Below are 17,945 nucleotides of genomic sequence, written 5' to 3'. Positions count from 1 at the left end.
AGGAATCACACAATGACCACCGCGCTCATCGTCAGTGCCGATGAACAGCGAGCCTGGCAGATCCGGGAGGCCCTCAGCGCCGCCGATGTCGAAATCGGCCAGATCTTTGCGACCTCTCACGCTCTGCTTCATCGTCTGGCCCAACCACGCGAGGGCTCTATTGATCTCCTGGTGATCGACGAGAACTCGACCCCCATGAATCAGTGGGACCTCATTCGCGAACTCGGTGTTCGCCAGCCGACAAGCGCGATTCTGGCTGTCGTAACTGATCCCCAGCCCGAGGACTACACGGCGGCGCTGTCCAACGGCGCTCGCGGTGTGGTGCGGTTCCCGCTGTCCTATGAAGAGATTGCCAGTCTTGTCGAAAGCGCTGTCGGGTGGTCGACGGTTCTGCGCGACGTCGTGTCTACCCATACTGACAGCAGCCTGGATCGCGGGGGCCGGATTCTCGTTACCGCCGGTGCCAAGGGCGGCACTGGGACGACGACTCTGGCACTGCACCTTGCACTGCAGGCGGCCGAGCATCGGCCCAACGACCGAATCGTCTTCGTCGACTTGGACCTGCAGAAGCCCGATGCGTCGATTCTGCTCGACGTTCCCCGCAGCCGACAGCTCATTGACCTCTTGGGGGTCATCGAAGAGCTGACTCCCCGCCATCTTGACGATGTTCTCTTCCGGCACCCGAGCGGTCTGCAGATTCTCTTCGGCCCAGAGCGCGGTGAAGAAGGCGAGCTCGTCACCGAATTCGCGGCTCGTCAGATACTCAGCATGCTCGCGGCTCGAACCGACCTCGTCATCATCGACATCGGGTCCGTCATCGGAGAAGCCGGTGCGACTGCACTCGAAATGGCCGACACCATCCTCAGTGTGTCGACCCTCGACGTGCTCAGCCTGCGCGGTGTTCACCGACAGACAGAGCTCTGGGACAGGCTGAACGTCCAAACGGGCGGGACCGTTCGGATTGTTCTGAACAAGGTGACGAAGAACAGCAGCCTCGGGCCCAGTGCCGCAAAGCGGATTCTGAACTACCCACTGCTCAATGCCGTCGTCCACGACGACACCAGAGGCCTCGAATCAGCTGTCAACCAACGCGATCCCGAACTCACGTCGCCGTCATGGAAACAAGACATCGACGGCATACTTCACGAGCTGGGAATCATCGCCCCGCCGTCCATTCAGGACAAACGCCAGCGCCAGCGCTTCGGCGGCCGTGCGGACAAGAAGAAGGCCAGCCACTCCGACGAAGCTGTTCCAGAACCCGTGCGCAACAGCGGTCAAGCTGCGCAAGCCCAGGCTGACAACAACCAGTTTCCGCCTCGACCGAATCACCCTCCGGAAGTCGGCAGCCAGCCCACCGGCGCTTTCCAGCGTGCGGAAGCCCCGCGGCTGCGTTCACTGCCGAGCACAGACGCAGAGACTTCAGCCCAGCATTCTGCACCAAGAAGAGAAGCAGAAGCCCCGAAGGTGCGTTCACTGCAGGGCAAAGCGACGCTGCATTCAGCATCGGTCAGCAGGGCTTCGGAAGCACCGCTGCTGCGTTCGCTGGCAAGCAGAGACGCAAAAGCACCGACCCTGCACCCAACTGCGAGCAGAGATGCAGAAGCTCCGATTCTGCACTCAGCTCCAAGCAGGCAGGCAGAAACGCCCACTCCGCACACACCGCCGAACCGCGATGCGGAAGCCCCGACCGTCCACACACCACCAAACAGGGACACAGAAGCACCGACCGCGCACACTCCCTCCGACAGCGGCTCACAAGCTGCAGCCCTGCAGGCAATGCTGAACAGCAGCAGTGCTGAACCAGAGCTCAAACGGCCACGGCCGCGCAGCCGCTATCGCAGGGCAGCCAGGTCTGATGCTGAACGCGGAGCGGTCAGCATCGAAGCGCTTGCCATCACGGGCCTTTTCGGCCTGTTCACCGCAATCGCATTCCAGATGGTGCTGGTCGGCCTCACGTTCGTGTTCGCCTCCCACGCAGCCGACGAAGGTGCGCGCGCCGCCGCAGTCGGAGCCAATCCCACCACGGCGGCTGTCAGCGCAACTCCCGACGGCTGGGCTGACGACATGACCGTCAGCACCTCAGGTGGCCGCGTCACCGTCCGCATGGCCACCCCGACCCTCGTGCCCAAATCTGTTGACTTTGCACTGGAAATTCCTGCCAGCGCTGGAATCGTGAAGGAGCCGTCGTGATCGGTCTTCGCGGAATCAAACAGCGGCTGCGCTCTTCGGCCAACGGCGAGCGCGGCGTCGTCAGCATTGAGTTCCTCGGCAGCGCATCCCTGCTGCTGGTGGCCGGGCTCATCGGCATTCAGATCATGCTCGCAATGCATGCACTGTCTCAGGCCAATCACGCAGCCCGCAACGGCGCTCGGGCCGAAGCGATCGCAGTAGGCACCGGAACGCCGGCCGCCTACGCCGCAGTCAGCGAATCCCTTCGGAGCGGAACCCGCGCGACCTGCGGCGGCTATAAGGAAATCAACTGCACAGTGCAGATCGACATGCCGTACCTCGGAATGTCGTGGGTGTCCGATGTGGTTCCCCCGATGACGGTCACCCGGACTGCACACTTCGTACGGACGGAGCCCCTCTGATGTCGCTTCTCAACCGTGTGCGCAACAAACACAGCGGTGAACTCGAATTCGCCAACTCCGGTCAGCTCAGCGCAGAACAGCAGGCCATCCGCTCATACCGGCAGATGCTGCTGGAAGAAGTCGACCTCGACGAACTGAGCAAATACGACGCCACACAGCGTCGTATCCGACTCGAGCGTGTACTCAGCCACCTCATCTCGCAGTCCGGCCCGGTTATGTCGGCCTCCGCCCGGCAGTCACTCATCCGCCGCGTCGTCGACGAAGCGCTTGGCCTGGGCGTTCTGGAACCTCTTCTGGCTGACCCTTCCGTCACCGAAATCATGGTCAACGGACCTAACGACGTCTACGTTGAACGGCGAGGCCGCATTCAGAAGCTCGACATGGGCTTTTCGAACGACGCGCAGCTCATGCAGACCATCGACAGGATCGTCGCAGCCGTCAACCGCCGCGTTGACGAGTCCTCCCCCATGGTCGACGCACGCCTGCCGACCGGTGAGCGAGTCAACGTCATCGTGCCGCCGCTGGCACTTGACGGGCCCACTATGACGATTCGCCGCTTCCCCACCCCGTTCACCCTTGATGATCTCATTCGCAAGGGATCGCTCGACCCGGTCGCCCGCGACTTTCTCACAGCCTGCGTGCGCGCACGCTTCAACATTGTGGTCTCCGGCGGTACGGGTACGGGCAAGACGACAATGCTCAACGCGCTCTCGGGTCTGATCTCCGATGCTGACCGCATCGTCACGATTGAAGACTCGGCGGAGCTTCAGCTCCAGCAGCCCCACGTGGTTCGGCTGGAGTCGCGCCCGGCCAACATCGAAGGAAAGGGTCAGGTCACCATCCGCGACCTGGTCCGCAACAGCCTCCGTATGCGCCCAGACCGCATCATCGTCGGTGAGGTTCGCGGCGGTGAGACCCTCGACATGCTGCAGGCAATGAACACCGGTCACGACGGCTCGCTGGTGACCGTCCACGCCAATAACGCCGCTGATGCGGTATCGCGTTTGGAAACGCTGGCTTCTATGAGCGAACTGTCGATTCCCTACGCGGCTCTGCGCGACCAGATCAACTCCGCTGTCGACCTCATCGTCCAGCTCAACCGCGGTGTTGACGGTTCGCGCCGCATTTCAGAGATCGCCGCGGTGACATCGCAAAGCCGTGAGGAATTCACACTGGCTCCGATCATGGACTTCGTAGCAGACCCCATCACGGAACAGCGGACTGTGACGGGACGCTTTGTCTTCCACCCGCTGCCCGAAGCCATTTCCCACCGCATGTGGCTTGCCGGCGAATCGCTTCCCGTCGAAATCTTGGAGGCTCGCGGAACAGCACGTCCCAGCAGAACGCCGGGGGCACGGCCATGAGCGCAGCAGTTCTTGTGCTCATCGCCGGGGTGGTCATCGTTCTCGGCGCGATCGGCCTCGCTGCCTTTGCGATGGGCACCCTGGACCAACAGGCGATCATCCAACGCGAACGCTCCCTCATCCGCCACGCCGGATTCCGTGCTGCCGTCTTCAATCCACTCGATCGCCTGCTGCTGCGAGCAGCGCCCGTGCGCAAGCTTCAGCAGCTCATGAAAGAAGCCGATGTGCGGCGCATTCGCGTCAGCGAATTCATCCTTGGAATGACGGTCATATCGCTCCTTGTGGCCTACGTGCTTGACAAGATCATGGCCGTGCACTGGGCTCTTCTTCTGGGTGCCGGAGTCTTCGCCTGCTCGATCTACGTGCTGACGATTCTCCATCGCCGGCAATACGAAAAGATCGTCGCGCAGCTGCCCGAGTTCGCTCGAATTCTGGCGTCGACAACCGGCGCCGGGCTATCGATTCACACGGCCCTCCACATTGCCGGCAGCGAACTGCCCGACCCCGCCGGGCGTGAAATCCGCATCCTGTCACGCGAACTCGACATGGGCACACCGCTGGACGTCGCCTTCGAACGGCTGCGTGATCGGGTTCCAGGCCGTGACCTGGGCGTACTCGTATCCACCCTGGTCATTTCCCACCGTTCGGGCGGTTCACTCATCAGCGCTCTGCGCGACCTGTCGTTCACATTGGAGACGCGCAAGGAAACCAGCCGCGAGGTCCGCACAATCGTCGCCGAATCGAGCTACACCGGCTACATGGTCGCCGGCATGGGCATCACGCTGCTCGCGCTGCTCACCATGTTCAACAACCGGGTGCTCCACGACATGACAAGCTCCATTGTCGGACAGATCGTCCTTGTTGCCGTCTGCGGCGCCTATGTTCTTGGAATCGTTCTGATCAACCGCCTGACGAGGGTCAAACTGTGATTGCGCTCGTCTTCGGGCTCTGTGCCCTTCTCGTCTTCCTCGTCGCCTACCGCGGTCTGAGCATGATGCGCTCTGACCCTCTGGACTCACTGTCAGAACAGGATCGCGCCCTTGTTCGCGGGCCGATTCAACAGCAGAAAGCCGACAACGGCCCCATCAGCCGCCTGGCCGTTGCCATCAGCGGCGAATTCGAGAAGATTCTGGGGTCCGGTTACCGAAACTTCATGACCCGCAAGATCGTGGAGTCCGGCAAGGACGACTACGCGAGCTTCTCCCAGTTCATAACGACCAAGACCCGCCTGCTGCTGCTGGGTACGGCACCTGCTCTTCTTGTCGGAGGGTACTTCGGCTACTGGCTGTTGGCGCTGGGAATTCTGCTCGCACTGTTCTTCATCCCGGACATTGCCCTGTGGTCGAAAGCTGCCGAGCGCCAGGAGAAGATTGAAGACGATCTTCCCGACTTTCTCGATGTTCTGGCTGTGACGGTGTCCGCTGGGCTGTCATTCCGCGGAGCGCTCGAACGTGTTATCGAAAGGTCTGAGGGTCCGCTTGCTGAGGAAATGCAGCTGGTTCTTCGCCAAATGGACGTGGGTCAGTCCCGCGCCGAGGCTTTCGCGGATCTGCGTGCGCGCACGTCGTCGAACTCCCTTGATTCTTTTGTCGTCGCTCTCATGCAGTCAGAAGAACTCGGATCACCTCTGACAGAGGCCCTCAATCAGATCGCGCTCGACATGCGCCAGGTGACAGCTCAGCGCGCACGTCAGAAGGCGTCGAAGGCCAATCCGAAGATCTCTGCTGTTGTATCGCTCATTATGGTGCCGGCCACAATGCTGCTCATCGGCGTAGCCATGTTCTACTCGGTTGACTTCGCCGACATCTTCGGAAAGCTGCGACAATGAAGCCTTCGTGGTCACGCTCCGAATGGCAGGCTGGACAGGTTCTCATCCAGGCGGCCAAACTGGTGCTGTTCATGCGCCTGCTGGCCAACCTGCCGATGGTCCTCACCTGGCGTGACGAACCTCCCACACCATTCGCGGTTGTCTTTGCCGCACTGACGACGGCAACCACCCTCACGCTCATCCTCACCTGGTCAGTCGTTGTGCCGTTCATTGTCAAGCACCCCGCAACCGTTCTGCTCGACGTCACCTTGTCTACGGTCCTCGCCGCAGTATCGAACTCTTCGATCGTCTACACCGCCTATCTGGCGTGCGGCGCGTTCCTCGTGGGAATGCTCTTCGAAGCGTCGTACCGCCACCTCATCACGATTCTCATCATCGTGGTGTACGCAACGGTCATCATCCTCAACCCCGACGGCGCACACTCACCTCCGCTGATAGTCTCGGTACCCGTCTGGGCGACCATCATTACGCTGCTGGTCTGCGTCCACATGGGCGCGACACTGCGCACGCTTCAGTGGCGGATCGACGCTGCACTCGAACAGTCAGCGCAGAGCGCCCACGACGCAGCACTGGGAGAAGAGCGTTCGCGCCTGGCGCGCGAACTCCACGATTCTCTGACGAAGACTCTGGTGGGCATCGGTCTGCAGGCAACTGCACTGCGAATGAAGCACCCAGAATGCGCCGAGACCGCCAAAACCATTTCACACGCTGCCAATGAAGCAGTCAAAGAGTCCCGAAAAATCCTCACCGACCTGCGGGACGGGGCACAGACCCCGGCACAAGAATCGCTTCAGCAGGCACTGGAGGAACTCGGCACTCTCTACGACATAACAGTCAACACAGAACTCGAACTTCGCCACCTGCGCTCATCCGACCCCGCGGCCTACGTGGTCCGCAAAATCGTCGAAGAGGCCGTCATCAACGCCGCTAAGCACAGTGGGGCGGACCAGGTCGACGTCGTCATCCGATCGCTGCCCGGAGGCATCACAGCGATCGTCAGCGACAGGGGAACCGGCATGCGCCGCGGAACCTTCGACAGCAGCGTCGGGCACTACGGCCTGACCGGTATGCGCGAGCGCGCAGCGTCCATCGGCGGCCGAGTCGACATCGACTCCAAACCCGGGACCGGAACGACCATCAGCATCAATGCACCGCTGAAAGGACAGGAACATGACACAAAAGCTTCGCATTCTCATAGCTGACGATAATTCTGTTGTGCGGGTGGGCCTTGAGCACATCATCACAGCTCTTGAGGATTTCGAACTCGTCGCCGTTGCCGCCGACGGGGCCGAAGCCATTGAGAAGGGACGCGAAACCCAGCCGGACATCTGCCTGCTCGACGTTCGCATGCCCGGCACCGACGGAATCGCGGCGGCGGCTGAGCTGTCAGAGTTCAGCACCGTCGTCATGCTGTCGCACAGCGAAGAAACCGAAATCATCAAAGCCGCTCTCCAAGCGGGTGCGCGCGGGTACGTGGTCTATACGGAGTTCGACCCTGACAGCTTTGCCCACAGCCTCCGGTCCGTCGCCGCGGGTTCGTTCCTCATTTCCGAAACGGCAGCCGGAGCGTTTTTTCCACCCGGGGGTGCAGAGGCAGCGGCGTTGGCCGCCGGCGACGACAAAGCTGGCGACAAAGCAGCCGCGGAAGCGGCAGCTCGACAGGCTGCCAGGACTCCGGCCGCCGGCGGATCCGCACCGTTCAACCTCTCGCAGAGAGAGCGCGAAGTCATGGAGCTCATTGCCGACGGCCTGACAAACCGCGTTATAGCCGAAACCCTGTTCCTGAGTGAAAAGACCGTCAAAAACCACGTCAACCACATCTTCGCTAAGCTCAGCGTTTCAAGCCGTGCGGAAGCCGTCAGCGTGTGGCTGCGCACAGTGGCGATCCCCAACTGACCAGTGCCGGGCGGAAGAAACAGGCGACCGAGAAAGGAAGCTCCGATGAGCGTTCAATCAGACACGGCTGATGTTCCCGTGGCCGCGCACCGTCTGCAGCCTGGTAGTCAGCGTGCCGGTGGAGAATCCGGCCAGGTTTCGATTTCCGTTCTCCTCACGTCCCTGGCGGTCATCGGCGCGGCACTGGCCTTTATGGTCTTCGCAGAGGCGGTCGATGTGCGTTCAAGCACGCAGAAGAGTGCTGACGCTGCCGCTACGGCGGCGGCAGAAGATGCTCGTGAAAAGTGGATCGAGGCGTGGCTGCGCGCACAGAACAGCCCGAAGGGCAGCGACAGGCCCAGCCACGGCGGCGGCATCCTCCCTGAGACCGGAGGGACCGACAAAAAGGAGTCCTCCCTCAAATTCACCTACAAGCCGCCGGAGCCCTTCTGGGCTGCGGCCGCAGCTAGCGCATATCCAACCGCCATCAGCTATGCGCGGAAGAACGACGGGGGCACCGTGACGTCGTACATGCCCGGTGGCGGCAATCGCATCAGCGTCGACGTCTACCGGGCAAAGCAGAGCGAAAGCCCGCAGGGCAAGAAGTTCGTACCGACGGTCGGCGGAAAGTCATCTGCGACAGCCCAGGTCGTAGCCCCCAGGGGCCTGGCGTGTGCACCTTTGCCGAATGGCACAGTACAAGCCTGGACTCTGCAGTGTGTCAGCGCCAAGGGCACAGCAACGGCACAGTATGCTGAGGGTGTTCTTGTGACCTGGGACAAACGCGCGTTCAAAAAGATGTACACCATCCGCCTGGACCGCTGACTGCTCCTGCCGCACATGGGCCCAAAGGAAAACCGAAGCCAGTGGGCACAACTAACGGTCCCAGGGCCCTGGGAATATTCACAGAAATCCGAGATAGTAGAAAACGTACACACAGTGGAAACCCGGAAGGTAACCCAATGACTACTCTTCTCAAGATGAGCAACAGCATCCAGGACCGCGTCGAAGCACTCCAGGCCCGCGCAGGGGAAAAGGGCGCCGTCTCCATTGAATACCTGGCAATCGCACTTGTCGTCGTTGTCGTTCTCACCATCGCCATCGCTGCGGCAAACGGCGCCAGCGGTACGCTGGGCGACAAGTTCAAGGAAGCTGTCGAGAACATCTTCTCGGCCGGGTGATCTGACCCACTTGGCTCTTCGGGGCTCGGAAGCGCACGCTTCCGAGCCCCATTTGCTTTTCCACATGCTTTTCCTCCCGCTCTCTTCCAACTCACAGCTGGAACTTCTACAGTGGAGTCATGACTCTCACACCAGAGCTCGAAGCAAAGTTCAACGAACAGATCACCCTCGAATTCGAAGCCAACATGGTCTACCGCCAGCTGGCAATTGAAGCTGACAAGCAGGACCTTTCGGGTTTCGCCACCTGGCTGCGAGCGCAGGCTGACGAAGAAATCGAGCACGCCAATAAGTTCATCAACCACCTGCTGGCCCGCGGTGGTGCGCCTGTGATCGGCTCCCTGTCAGCACCGAACGTGGCTGCTGACCCGTCGGCGCTGACCATCTTCAAGGCTGCGCTCGACCACGAAAAGAAGGTTTCAGAAGCTATCCGTGAGCTCTACCGCGCGGCTGAAGCAGCAGGCGACATCGACGCTCGCCCGATTCTCAACTGGTTCGTCGACGAACAGCTGGAAGAAGAAGACACCGTCGGTGAAATCGTCGGCCAGCTCGAACTGATCGACGGCGACGGCTCCGGTCTGCTTCGCTTGGACGGCGAACTGGGCTCACGCACCAGCACGGGCACCGAAGACGACGACTGAACCGAGTCCCTCCTGAGGTTCGGCCCTCAAACCAGACTGAAATGTCACAGGCCGACCGCTGCACCGGCAGCCGGTCGGCCTGTGACATTTTCACCCCCTGATGGACGCGCGGCGTGGTTGTGTTGGGTCAAGATACAGAACACACCGAACCAAAGGAGACCATGTGCAACCCTGGATCACTCGGCTGACCCCGCTGTCGTTCCTCGAACGCTCTGCCGAAGTGTTCCCGGACAGTCCGGCCATTGACTACAAGGACACAGTCTGGACTTTTGCCGAGCTCAAAGAAGCCGCGGAGGCGCGCGCACGCATGTTCCTTGACCTGGGAATCCAGCCGGGTGACCGCGTGGCCTACATGCTTCCGAACGTGCCGGAGATGCTGGCCGCCCACTATGCCGTGCCGCTCATCGACGGTGTGCTCGTAGCCATCAACACCCGCCTGGCGCAGGAGGAAGTCCGCTACATCCTCGATCACTCCGGGGCAAAGGCACTCATCATCGACGCCGAGTTCCTGCCGACCATCGCAGACATCGCAGATGAACTGGCGAGTGTCACCACCATCGGCGTTGTGACAGACCCGCACGCTGACAGCCCGGGAAGCGGTCCGGCAGACAACCCGGCCGGCACCTCGGCCCCACAGGTCGGCACACCGTTCGAAGACCTGCTGGCTGCCAGCAATTCCAACGCAGCGACAGCCGACACCGCCTTGGACTGGAGTGTCGATGACGAGAACCGGCACATCTGCCTCAACTACACATCCGGCACCACGGGCAAGCCCAAGGGTGTTCTCTACACGCACCGCGGCAGCTACCTCAACGCCGTCAACCAGGTGACCCACCTGGGACTGAATCACGACAGCCGCTACCTGTGGACGCTGCCGATGTTCCACTGCAACGGCTGGACGAACCCGTGGGCTCTTGTTGCCGCCGGCAGCCTCCAGGTGGGTCTGCGGGCTGTGCGCAGCGACGAGGTGTGGCGACTGATCCAACACCACCGTCTCACCCACCTGTGCGCAGCACCCACTGTCATCCGCACCATCACCCACGCCCCTGAGGCGCATCAGCTGGCGCACCCGCTGACGATCACCTCGGCGGCGGCACCGCTGAGCCCCACCACGCTGTCGGAAGTCGAGGAACTCGGATTCACCGTTCTGCACGTGTACGGACTGACTGAAACCTACGGGCCGTACACGGTGTGCGAACCGCAGACCGAATGGGCGCAGCTGCCCACCCCGCACCGCGCCCGATTCCAGGCTCGGCAGGGTGTGGCCCAAGTGCTCTCCGACCCCATTCGCGTGGTCGAGGCCTCCCCTGACGCTGACGGTCACCTGATCGATGTTCCGCGCGACGGAGTGACGGTCGGTGAGATCGTCATGCGCGGCAACACCGTCATGGCCGGCTACTACCGCGACGAAGCAGCAACAGCGAAGGCCTTTGCCGGCGGGTGGTTCCACTCCGGTGACCTCGCTGTGTGGCACGAGGACGGCTATGTCGAAATCCGCGACCGCGCCAAGGACGTCGTCATTTCCGGCGGGGAGAACATTTCGACCATCGAAGTTGAACACGCTGTGGGCTCTCACCCTGCGGTGAGCGAGGTCGCAGTCATCGGCATTCCCGACAAGGACTGGGGTGAGCGCCCCGCCGCGTTCGTCGTTCTGCGCCCTGGGACTAAGGCGCAGCCGCAGGAGATCATCGAGCACGTGCGCACACACATTGCCCGATACAAAGTGCCGAAAGTCATCGAAATCGTCGACGAACTGCCCAAAACCTCCACCGGCAAAATCCAGAAGTTCCAGCTGCGCGACGCCGCCTGGCAGGGGCATACCAGCAGCGTCCAGGGCTGAACAGCGGACATCACCCCCCGAGGTGCCTGTCCCCCGAAAAACCGGCGGCACCTCGGAAGGGGGTCATCTGAACAGCTGTGCCCGGGTGGGGAGCCCTTTCCCACCCGGGCACAGCTGGCTATGCGGCTAGCTCAGCCTTCGTATTCTTTGAGTTTGTAGCGCTGTGTTTTGCCCGAAGGGGTTTTCGGCAGTTCGTCCACAAAGTGGAAGCGGCGCGGATAGGCGTGGGCGGAGTAGCCTTCGCGGACTGCCTGCTGGAGTTCTTTTGCCAGTTCGTCGCTGCCGGTCCAGCCTGGGCGCAGAACGATGAACGCTTCGGCGATCTCGCCGCGCACACCGTCGGGGTCGGGGCGGCCGACAACAGCGACATCCGCAACGGAGTCGTGTTCGACGAGCACTGATTCAACATCGAAGGGGCTGATGCGGTAACCGGCCATGAGGATGAGGTCGTCATCGCGGCTGGCGAAGAACACATCGCCGTCTTCGTCAATGCGACCGAGGTCGCCGGTCAGGTACCAGCGGCCATCATCGGAGTAGCGCACCGCGGTGCGTTCTGGTTCGTTGTGGTAGCCCATGAACCAGAAGTTCGGGCTGTTGTGGGTGTCGATAGCGATGACGCCTTCGACAACATCGGCTGAAATGCCGGGCATGGGTCGGCCCATGGAGCCCTTTTTGACCGGCTGGCGGTAGCCGTCGGCCCAGTGGCTGCAGATGACCATGCCCAGTTCGGTCTGGCCGTACTGGTCGCGGACTTCGCAGCCCAGAGCGTCTGGCGACCACGCGAGGATATCGGCAGTCAGCGGCTCACCGGCTGACGACGCCCTGCGGAGATTGGCCTTCTGATCGGTATCTGCTTTGGCCAAGGTGCGGTAGAGCGTCGGGGCGCCGGCGAAGTTCGTCACGCCCAGTTCAGTGAGGACGCGCAGGGTGTCCTCGGGGCCTGCTTTGCCGGTGTAGAGGATGTTGGGCACCCCGATGGCGAGAGGCCCGACAACGCCGTAGTACAGGCCGTACGCCCAACCGGGGTCGGCAGCGTTCCAGAAGACGTCGTCATCGCGGACGTCGAGGCTGATCTTCATGTACGTCTTAAAGGCCGCGAGCGCTCGCACGGGGACCGGCACGCCCTTGGGCGCACCCGTAGTGCCCGAAGTGTACAGCTGCAGGAACGGGTGGTCCGGTGCGGCAAGGTAGTTTTCCGTGACGGGTTCAGCGGTTTCGAGCGCGCGCTGGTATTCATCGCCTGCCATGAACACCGGCAGGCCCAGCGGTTCGACTTTGAACAGCTGTGAGTCCTCAGTGACGACGAGCTTCGCATCGGATGCCTTCATCCGCATTTCAACAGCGGGGGTGGCAAAAGCGGTGAACAGCGGAATGTAGACCGCGCCCAAGCGGACGAGGGCCACGAGGGTCACCACGAGCTCTTCGCGCTTGGTCAGCAGAACACCCACGCGGTCGCCCTCACCGATGCCCATGGACTTGAAGTGGCCGGCGAGCTTACGGCTGCGCTCCCCCAGCTGCCCATACGTCAGCTTCTCAACGTTGAGGTCATGGTCAACGAAGGTGAAAGCGACGGCATCCTTCGGGTGGCTGTCGCACAGCTTCGCGGCGACATCGACTTCACCGGCCTGCACTTCTGCCAACCACGCGTCGACCGTTTTCTGATCAATTGTCACGGTGACTCCAATCTCTGTGTGTGAGTCAGATCATCGTATCGAGCAGGAACGGCAGACCGTGCCGCAGTCTGTTCTGTAAGACGCCGCAGCAGCAGGATACGTTCATGCTGGCAGCAGGAAGGCTCAGTGGAAATCAATCAACCGGGGATACCCGGATAAGAGTGCCATCGGGATCGGCGACGACAAATGTTCGGCCAAATACGTCGTCATATGGTTCCTCCACAACCTGGGCTCCTTTTGCGACCCAGTTCATAAACATTTCGTCTATTGCGGCAGGCGTTCCCGGCACCATAAGTCCGACCTCAGACGTTCGAGGTGTGCTCGGATTCGCCAGCTCGCTTCGCCCAGACCACAGCGCAAACAAGACCCCGGGAGCAACTTCAAAGGCAACATAACGGGGACTGGTGAATGTCGGTTCTATCTCAAACAGTCTGCTGTAGAAGGCCGTGGCATCTACAGTGTCGCGAACGTAGATCAGGAATAGGTTGGGTGCGGGCATAGAACACAGTCCTCACATTGTCGGTTTTTGCCTACTGCTTCATTTGACCAACTAATCACGACACAACCTGTCATCTATTCTGCGAAAATCGGTCGGTATGAAAGCTTCCAGGTTGTTGCACCTTCTCCTGCTGCTGCAGACACGTCACCGCGTCACCACTGCCGAACTCGCGGATCGTTTGGAGGTATCAAGGCGGACCGTACTGCGAGACGTCGAAGCGCTGTCGGCAGCAGGCGTACCTGTGTACGCTGAGCGCGGGAGGAACGGCGGGATCGTATTGCTTTCCAATGCACGACTCAACGCATCTCATCTTGAGCCCCGTGAACTGGAGGCCCTCTCGGTCGCAGGTTTGGACAACGAACATCTAGAGAGTCTGAGGCTGTCGGCAGTGCATGCTTCAGCCGCACTCAAGATTGCTGCCCGTCAAAACGCAGCACCCGGGCTTTCGAGCCATCCCCTCCTGTCGGAACTGGTCCTCGTGGACAGCAGCGCTTGGCTTGCTGATTCGAGCCCGAGGTTGAACGTGGCTGATCTGATATCAGCGCTGCGACTCAAGCACCGAATGCGCATCGAGTACCGCCGCAGTTCCGAAGAACAGGCGTCTTCGCTGGTAGTCGACCCGTACGGGATCGTTGCCAAGTCGGGCCGCTGGTACCTCATCGCCGATGAGCAGGGAACCGGCCGATTATTCTCTCTGGAACGGCTCTCGGCATTCGAGGCTCTTGACACGCCGGTGGTTCTCCGCCCAGATGAAACCCTCCACAGCGTGTGGGCAACACTGAAAGAACGCACTGAGTCGCCAGGTCGGCTAAGCGTAATCGCCCATCTTAGAAAAAGCCGACTCGATCTGGCGCGGCGCATCCTCGGCACCCGGATCCGGGAAGTCTCATGCGGAGAAAGCGAGTGGTGCACCGTTGTCATCCACTACCCCGACATCGAGTCCGTGCGTCAGCTCCTGCAGTTCGGCAACCACATCGAAGTACTCGCCCCTGCAGCAGCAGCCCGGGAACGCATCTGTCAGCTCGCCCAGGATGTGGTCGAACGGCACTCAGCTCCCGCCCAGTGACTGGTACGCACCCAACCCCACCGTTCACTGTCCCCGCACGTAGACCCAGGCGACCAGCCCTCGCCTGGATGGCCCCAGAACCTCCCTAATCCGCTGTTCATGTCCCGGTGTTTGAATGAACTCATGAGCAAACTCTTTGAACACGAAACCGAAGAAACCATGACACGCGAAGAAGCTGCGGAGCGCCTGCGTGAACTTGCCGACGCGCTCGCCCGCCAGAACAAGGTCCGCGTCACCGACGGCGAACACGATGTCACCGTCGATGTTCCCGACACCGTCACCTACGAATACGAAATCGAAGTCGAAGAGGGAGGCAAATCAGAAATCGAAATCTCCATCACCTGGAAGTGAGAACCTTTCAGGAGCCCCGCCTCGTCAGCCCCGCTTCATCAGATTCACCCTCTATTTGACCGAGATGATCCCGGGGAACCACGTGGCGATCTCCGGTATGAAGATCATGATGACCATGAGCGCCACTTCGATGATGAGGTAGGGCACGGCACCTCGGATGATGTCCCGAATGTCCAGCTGCGGCATGACGGACTTCATGGCGTAGAGGTTCAGCCCCACCGGCGGGGTGATGACCGCGGTTTCCAGCACCACCACCAGGATGATGCCCAGCCACAGCGGATCGTAGCCCAGAGCTGTGAAGATCGGCAGCAGAATCGGCGTGGTCACCAGCAGAAGCGAAGCCGCATCGATCAGGCATCCAAGCGCCATGACAACCAGCAGCAGAAGCACCGCAATAACCCACGACGGGATAGTGAGCGCACCCGCCCACGCCGTGACGTGTTCGGCAAAGCGGACCAGCACGAGCATCTGTGAGAACACAAAAGCCGCGCCTACGATGATGAGCAGGCCCGCAGAGATCTGCGTGGTCTCACCAAGGATTTTCTTGATGTTCGCCCACGACAGCTGGCGTTCGAAAACGCCCACAACCACAATCGCGCCGATGACGCCGACCGCAGCAGCTTCCGTAGCCGTGGCAATGCCGGTGTAGATAGAGCCCAACACCAGCACGATGAGCACAAGCGAGGGCAGAACTTTCTTCGTTGCCTCAAGCTTCTCCCCCAGCTGAACCTTGGCTTCTGTGCGCGGGGCGATGTCCGGGCGCACCAGGGCGGTGATCATGACGTACAGCGCCATGAGGGCAGCCAGGAGAATACCGGGCACAAGACCGCCGGCAAACAGCTCGCCGATGCTCACACCGGAAATCGACGAATACAGGATGAACATGAGGCTGGGCGGAATGAGCATCGCCAGCGCACCGGAGGCAACAACCGAACCCGTCGCAAAAGACGGCCGGTAGCCGCGATCAAGCATCTCCGGCACCGCCATGCGGCCGACAACGGCAACTGATGACAGGGACACCCCCGACATCGCGCCGAAAACCGTCGACGAACCCACCGAAGCCACACCCAGACCACCCGGCAGTCTGCCCAGCCACGCATTGGCAAAGCGGAAGAACGCCCGACCCAAACCGCCGACAGCCAGAATCTCGCCCATGAGGATGTACATGGGAGCCGCAACCAGCGAATAGCTTTCCAGCTGGGACACAAAGGCGATCGGCACCTGCTCCAGACCGCGCGGGCCCTCCAGCAGAACCAGGCCGATGATTCCCGAGGCTGCCAGGGCAACGAAGATCGGGGCGCGCAGTGCAATGAGCACTGCCAAGACCAGCAGCGCAAAGCCGACGATGACAGCGTTCACCGGTCCTCCACCTCGCGCATCTGCAGGACGTACTGGAGAGGAATCGTGACGGCCGACGTGAGGAAGCCGAACGCCACGAGGAAATAGTGGATCCACACCGGGATGTTGAAATTCCCGGCGGTGTGAATCTGCGCGCCGAAGAACGCAGCGAACGTGTTCAGCGACACCAGGCCCGCGGTCAGGCACACGGCGAAAACGGCAGCGGCGACGATCCCGTCGGCTATCCGCTGCAGGCGCGGACTGAACTGCCGGTAGAAAAGATCCATTGCAATGTGCTCACCGCGCAGCGAAACATCCGGAATCGCCAACATGATGATCGCAATGAGCCCCACGGAGCTGATGGTGATCGACCAGTCCAAAGGCAGAGCGAAAACATAGCGCATGACGACGTCGTAGCCGGTGATGAGCACCAGCACCACGACGATGACACCGGACAGCATGCGCAGCGCGTGGGCGATCTGCGACAGTGCTTTCACGGGTTCCTCGCCTGCTTCAGCGCTCGCGTGGCGAGTTCGTCATCGCCGACCTTGTTCTCCCACCATTCCTCAACCCATTTGGTCGCGTTGCGGAACTGGCGGGTCTGGCTCTTATCAAGCTCGATCAGCTCAATGCCGGAGTTCTCAAACACAGGCATGTATTCGTCATCCTGAACGTCCTTGGCAAGCTTCGTGCCGTCGACTGAGAACACCCGGCCGGAATCGTGCACCGCCTCGCGCACCTCCCGCGGTATGCGGTTGAACCAGTCGAGGTTGACGTAGGTGTCATAGGTGTAGGCACCGAAATGGCCGATCGTGGCATAGCGCAGAACTTCCTGCAGCGAGCGCGACACCACAGTGCCGGGATAGGACACCATCCCGTCCACTGTGCCGCGCTCCAGCGCCTCGTAGACTTCGGCTGACGACAGCGCAACCGGTGCTGCGCCGAGAGCTTTGAGCATTGCGCCCTCAACGTGACCGGATACCCGGATGCGCAGACCCCGCACATCTTCCGGCCTCGTCACCGGACGGTTGACGGTGTAGATCCACTCGGTGGGACACATGATGGTGCCCACGCTCATGATGCCCTTCTTCGCAAACTCCACGTTGAACGTCTTGCGCAGATCCGAACCTGGGCTCATGGCCTCGCGCAGGGTGGGATAGTCCGCACCGCTGAAAGGCAGCTCAATCGCCCCGAGAATGGGGAAGCTCGTCGATACGTAGCTTGATGTCTGCATGGCAACATCCGCCACGGCACGCAGCAGACCCGTGACCGTCTGCTCGGAGTTCAGCAGCGTGCCGGCACCGTACACATCGACGGTTCCTTCGCCTAAGCGCGCGTCGACGTTCTTCGCGAACTGCGCAATGGAGGGCTCCAGGTCCGTGTAGCTGGGTGTGAGGTAGTGCGACACTCGCACGGTGCCGTCGGCCCGCAGACCACCGGTGTTCATCATCGGGCCACAGCCGCTGAGGCCGCTCATGCCCAAAGCCGCGAGCGCACCGGCGCCGAGGACAGCCCTTCGGCTGACAGCTGGTCTTTCCACCGGCACCTTCCATTCACTTCGCGCCTGGCTGTGCCCAATTGCAGGCGCACAGTCAGCAGACCCGATATTCGCGCATTAACTATACGGTTCCCGTCCTGTGAATGCGCCTGCGCCTGCAATCGAGCGCAACAATTCGCTACAGTGACACCACCCACAGACTT

Annotated in this window: 18 protein-coding genes and 1 pseudogene; 14 read left to right on the top strand and 5 right to left on the bottom strand. The window is 61.3% G+C overall.

Features of this window, described 5'->3' with window-relative positions; genetic code table 11:
- The first annotated feature begins 12 nt into the window (after nt 1-12).
- The 11 genes from GC119_RS06580 to GC119_RS06530 all read left to right on the top strand — a co-directional run bounded on the left by GC119_RS06580 (nt 13) and on the right by GC119_RS06530 (nt 11,317).
- Nucleotides 13-2,190, top strand: a complete 2,178-nt coding sequence (locus tag GC119_RS06580) for an AAA family ATPase (RefSeq protein ID WP_151952762.1) — start codon at nt 13-15, stop codon at nt 2,188-2,190.
- The gene (locus GC119_RS06575) at nt 2,187-2,591 is read left to right on the top strand and encodes a TadE/TadG family type IV pilus assembly protein (protein WP_070574949.1); all 405 of its coding nucleotides are present in this window, start codon (nt 2,187-2,189) and stop codon (nt 2,589-2,591) included. Before GC119_RS06580 ends, GC119_RS06575 begins: the two co-directional genes overlap by 4 nt.
- Nucleotides 2,591-3,955 carry a CpaF family protein gene (locus tag GC119_RS06570; protein WP_070574952.1) on the top strand — a complete coding sequence of 455 codons (1,365 nt, stop codon included), beginning with the start codon at nt 2,591-2,593 and terminating at the stop codon, nt 3,953-3,955. The genes GC119_RS06575 and GC119_RS06570 overlap by 1 nt, the downstream gene beginning before the upstream one ends.
- Nucleotides 3,952-4,884 carry a type II secretion system F family protein gene (locus tag GC119_RS06565; protein ID WP_070574955.1) on the top strand — a complete coding sequence of 311 codons (933 nt, stop codon included), beginning with the start codon at nt 3,952-3,954 and terminating at the stop codon, nt 4,882-4,884. The genes GC119_RS06570 and GC119_RS06565 overlap by 4 nt, the downstream gene beginning before the upstream one ends.
- The gene (locus tag GC119_RS06560; protein WP_070574958.1) at nt 4,881-5,783 is read left to right on the top strand and encodes a type II secretion system F family protein; all 903 of its coding nucleotides are present in this window, start codon (nt 4,881-4,883) and stop codon (nt 5,781-5,783) included. Before GC119_RS06565 ends, GC119_RS06560 begins: the two co-directional genes overlap by 4 nt.
- A complete protein-coding gene (locus GC119_RS06555; protein ID WP_070777567.1) occupies nt 5,780-6,985 on the top strand; it encodes a sensor histidine kinase in 1,206 nt (401 codons plus the stop codon). The genes GC119_RS06560 and GC119_RS06555 overlap by 4 nt, the downstream gene beginning before the upstream one ends.
- Complete coding sequence (locus GC119_RS06550; protein WP_070574963.1) at nt 6,954-7,679, top strand: LuxR C-terminal-related transcriptional regulator; 726 nt, start codon at nt 6,954-6,956, stop codon at nt 7,677-7,679. The genes GC119_RS06555 and GC119_RS06550 overlap by 32 nt, the downstream gene beginning before the upstream one ends.
- A 45-nt stretch (nt 7,680-7,724) precedes the next feature.
- Nucleotides 7,725-8,483, top strand: coding sequence for a hypothetical protein (locus tag GC119_RS06545; RefSeq protein WP_070574967.1), 759 nt, complete (start codon nt 7,725-7,727; stop codon nt 8,481-8,483).
- Nucleotides 8,484-8,620: 137 nt separating this feature from the next.
- Complete coding sequence (locus tag GC119_RS06540) at nt 8,621-8,839, top strand: hypothetical protein (RefSeq protein ID WP_070574970.1); 219 nt, start codon at nt 8,621-8,623, stop codon at nt 8,837-8,839.
- Between the two features lie 119 nt (nt 8,840-8,958).
- Nucleotides 8,959-9,477: a ferritin gene (locus GC119_RS06535; protein ID WP_070574973.1), complete on the top strand. Its 519-nt coding sequence runs from the start codon at nt 8,959-8,961 to the stop codon at nt 9,475-9,477.
- A 163-nt stretch (nt 9,478-9,640) separates the two neighbouring features.
- Entirely contained in the window at nt 9,641-11,317 is a 1,677-nt protein-coding gene (locus GC119_RS06530; RefSeq protein ID WP_151952761.1) for a long-chain-fatty-acid--CoA ligase, read from the top strand.
- 131 nt (nt 11,318-11,448) lie between these two features.
- Here GC119_RS06530 and GC119_RS06525 read toward each other — a convergent pair whose 3' ends face one another.
- The gene (locus GC119_RS06525) at nt 11,449-12,990 is read right to left on the bottom strand and encodes an AMP-binding protein (RefSeq protein ID WP_226829328.1); all 1,542 of its coding nucleotides are present in this window, start codon (nt 12,988-12,990) and stop codon (nt 11,449-11,451) included.
- 133 nt (nt 12,991-13,123) lie between these two features.
- Nucleotides 13,124-13,489, bottom strand: a complete 366-nt coding sequence (locus GC119_RS06520) for a VOC family protein (RefSeq protein ID WP_070574982.1) — start codon at nt 13,487-13,489, stop codon at nt 13,124-13,126.
- 97 nt (nt 13,490-13,586) lie between these two features.
- Here GC119_RS06520 and GC119_RS11070 point away from each other — a divergent pair.
- The 3 genes and pseudogenes from GC119_RS11070 to GC119_RS06510 form a co-directional block, all read left to right on the top strand.
- Nucleotides 13,587-13,700, top strand: a pseudogene (locus GC119_RS11070) (HTH domain-containing protein); the annotation flags it as partial.
- 312 nt (nt 13,701-14,012) lie between these two features.
- On the top strand, nt 14,013-14,555 hold the full coding sequence (locus GC119_RS11065; RefSeq protein ID WP_226829342.1) for a WYL domain-containing protein: 543 nt from the start codon (nt 14,013-14,015) through the stop codon (nt 14,553-14,555).
- Between the two features lie 123 nt (nt 14,556-14,678).
- On the top strand, nt 14,679-14,906 hold the full coding sequence (locus GC119_RS06510) for an amphi-Trp domain-containing protein (protein WP_151952758.1): 228 nt from the start codon (nt 14,679-14,681) through the stop codon (nt 14,904-14,906).
- 51 nt (nt 14,907-14,957) lie between these two features.
- Here GC119_RS06510 and GC119_RS06505 read toward each other — a convergent pair whose 3' ends face one another.
- From GC119_RS06505 to GC119_RS06495, 3 genes are read right to left on the bottom strand one after another with little or no spacing between them, the layout of a single operon-like run.
- Nucleotides 14,958-16,265, bottom strand: coding sequence for a TRAP transporter large permease (locus GC119_RS06505; RefSeq protein WP_151952757.1), 1,308 nt, complete (start codon nt 16,263-16,265; stop codon nt 14,958-14,960).
- On the bottom strand, nt 16,262-16,741 hold the full coding sequence (locus GC119_RS06500; RefSeq protein WP_141750223.1) for a TRAP transporter small permease: 480 nt from the start codon (nt 16,739-16,741) through the stop codon (nt 16,262-16,264). Before GC119_RS06500 ends, GC119_RS06505 begins: the two co-directional genes overlap by 4 nt.
- Nucleotides 16,738-17,784, bottom strand: a complete 1,047-nt coding sequence (locus tag GC119_RS06495) for a TRAP transporter substrate-binding protein (RefSeq protein ID WP_070574990.1) — start codon at nt 17,782-17,784, stop codon at nt 16,738-16,740. Before GC119_RS06495 ends, GC119_RS06500 begins: the two co-directional genes overlap by 4 nt.
- Nucleotides 17,785-17,945 lie beyond the last annotated feature (161 nt).

Source organism: Brevibacterium sp. Marseille-P9724, assembly GCF_902500275.1.
Taxonomy (GTDB): domain Bacteria; phylum Actinomycetota; class Actinomycetes; order Actinomycetales; family Brevibacteriaceae; genus Brevibacterium.
Note: the sequence above shows the minus strand (reverse complement) of the source record. Positions and strands in the feature narration are given on the sequence as shown.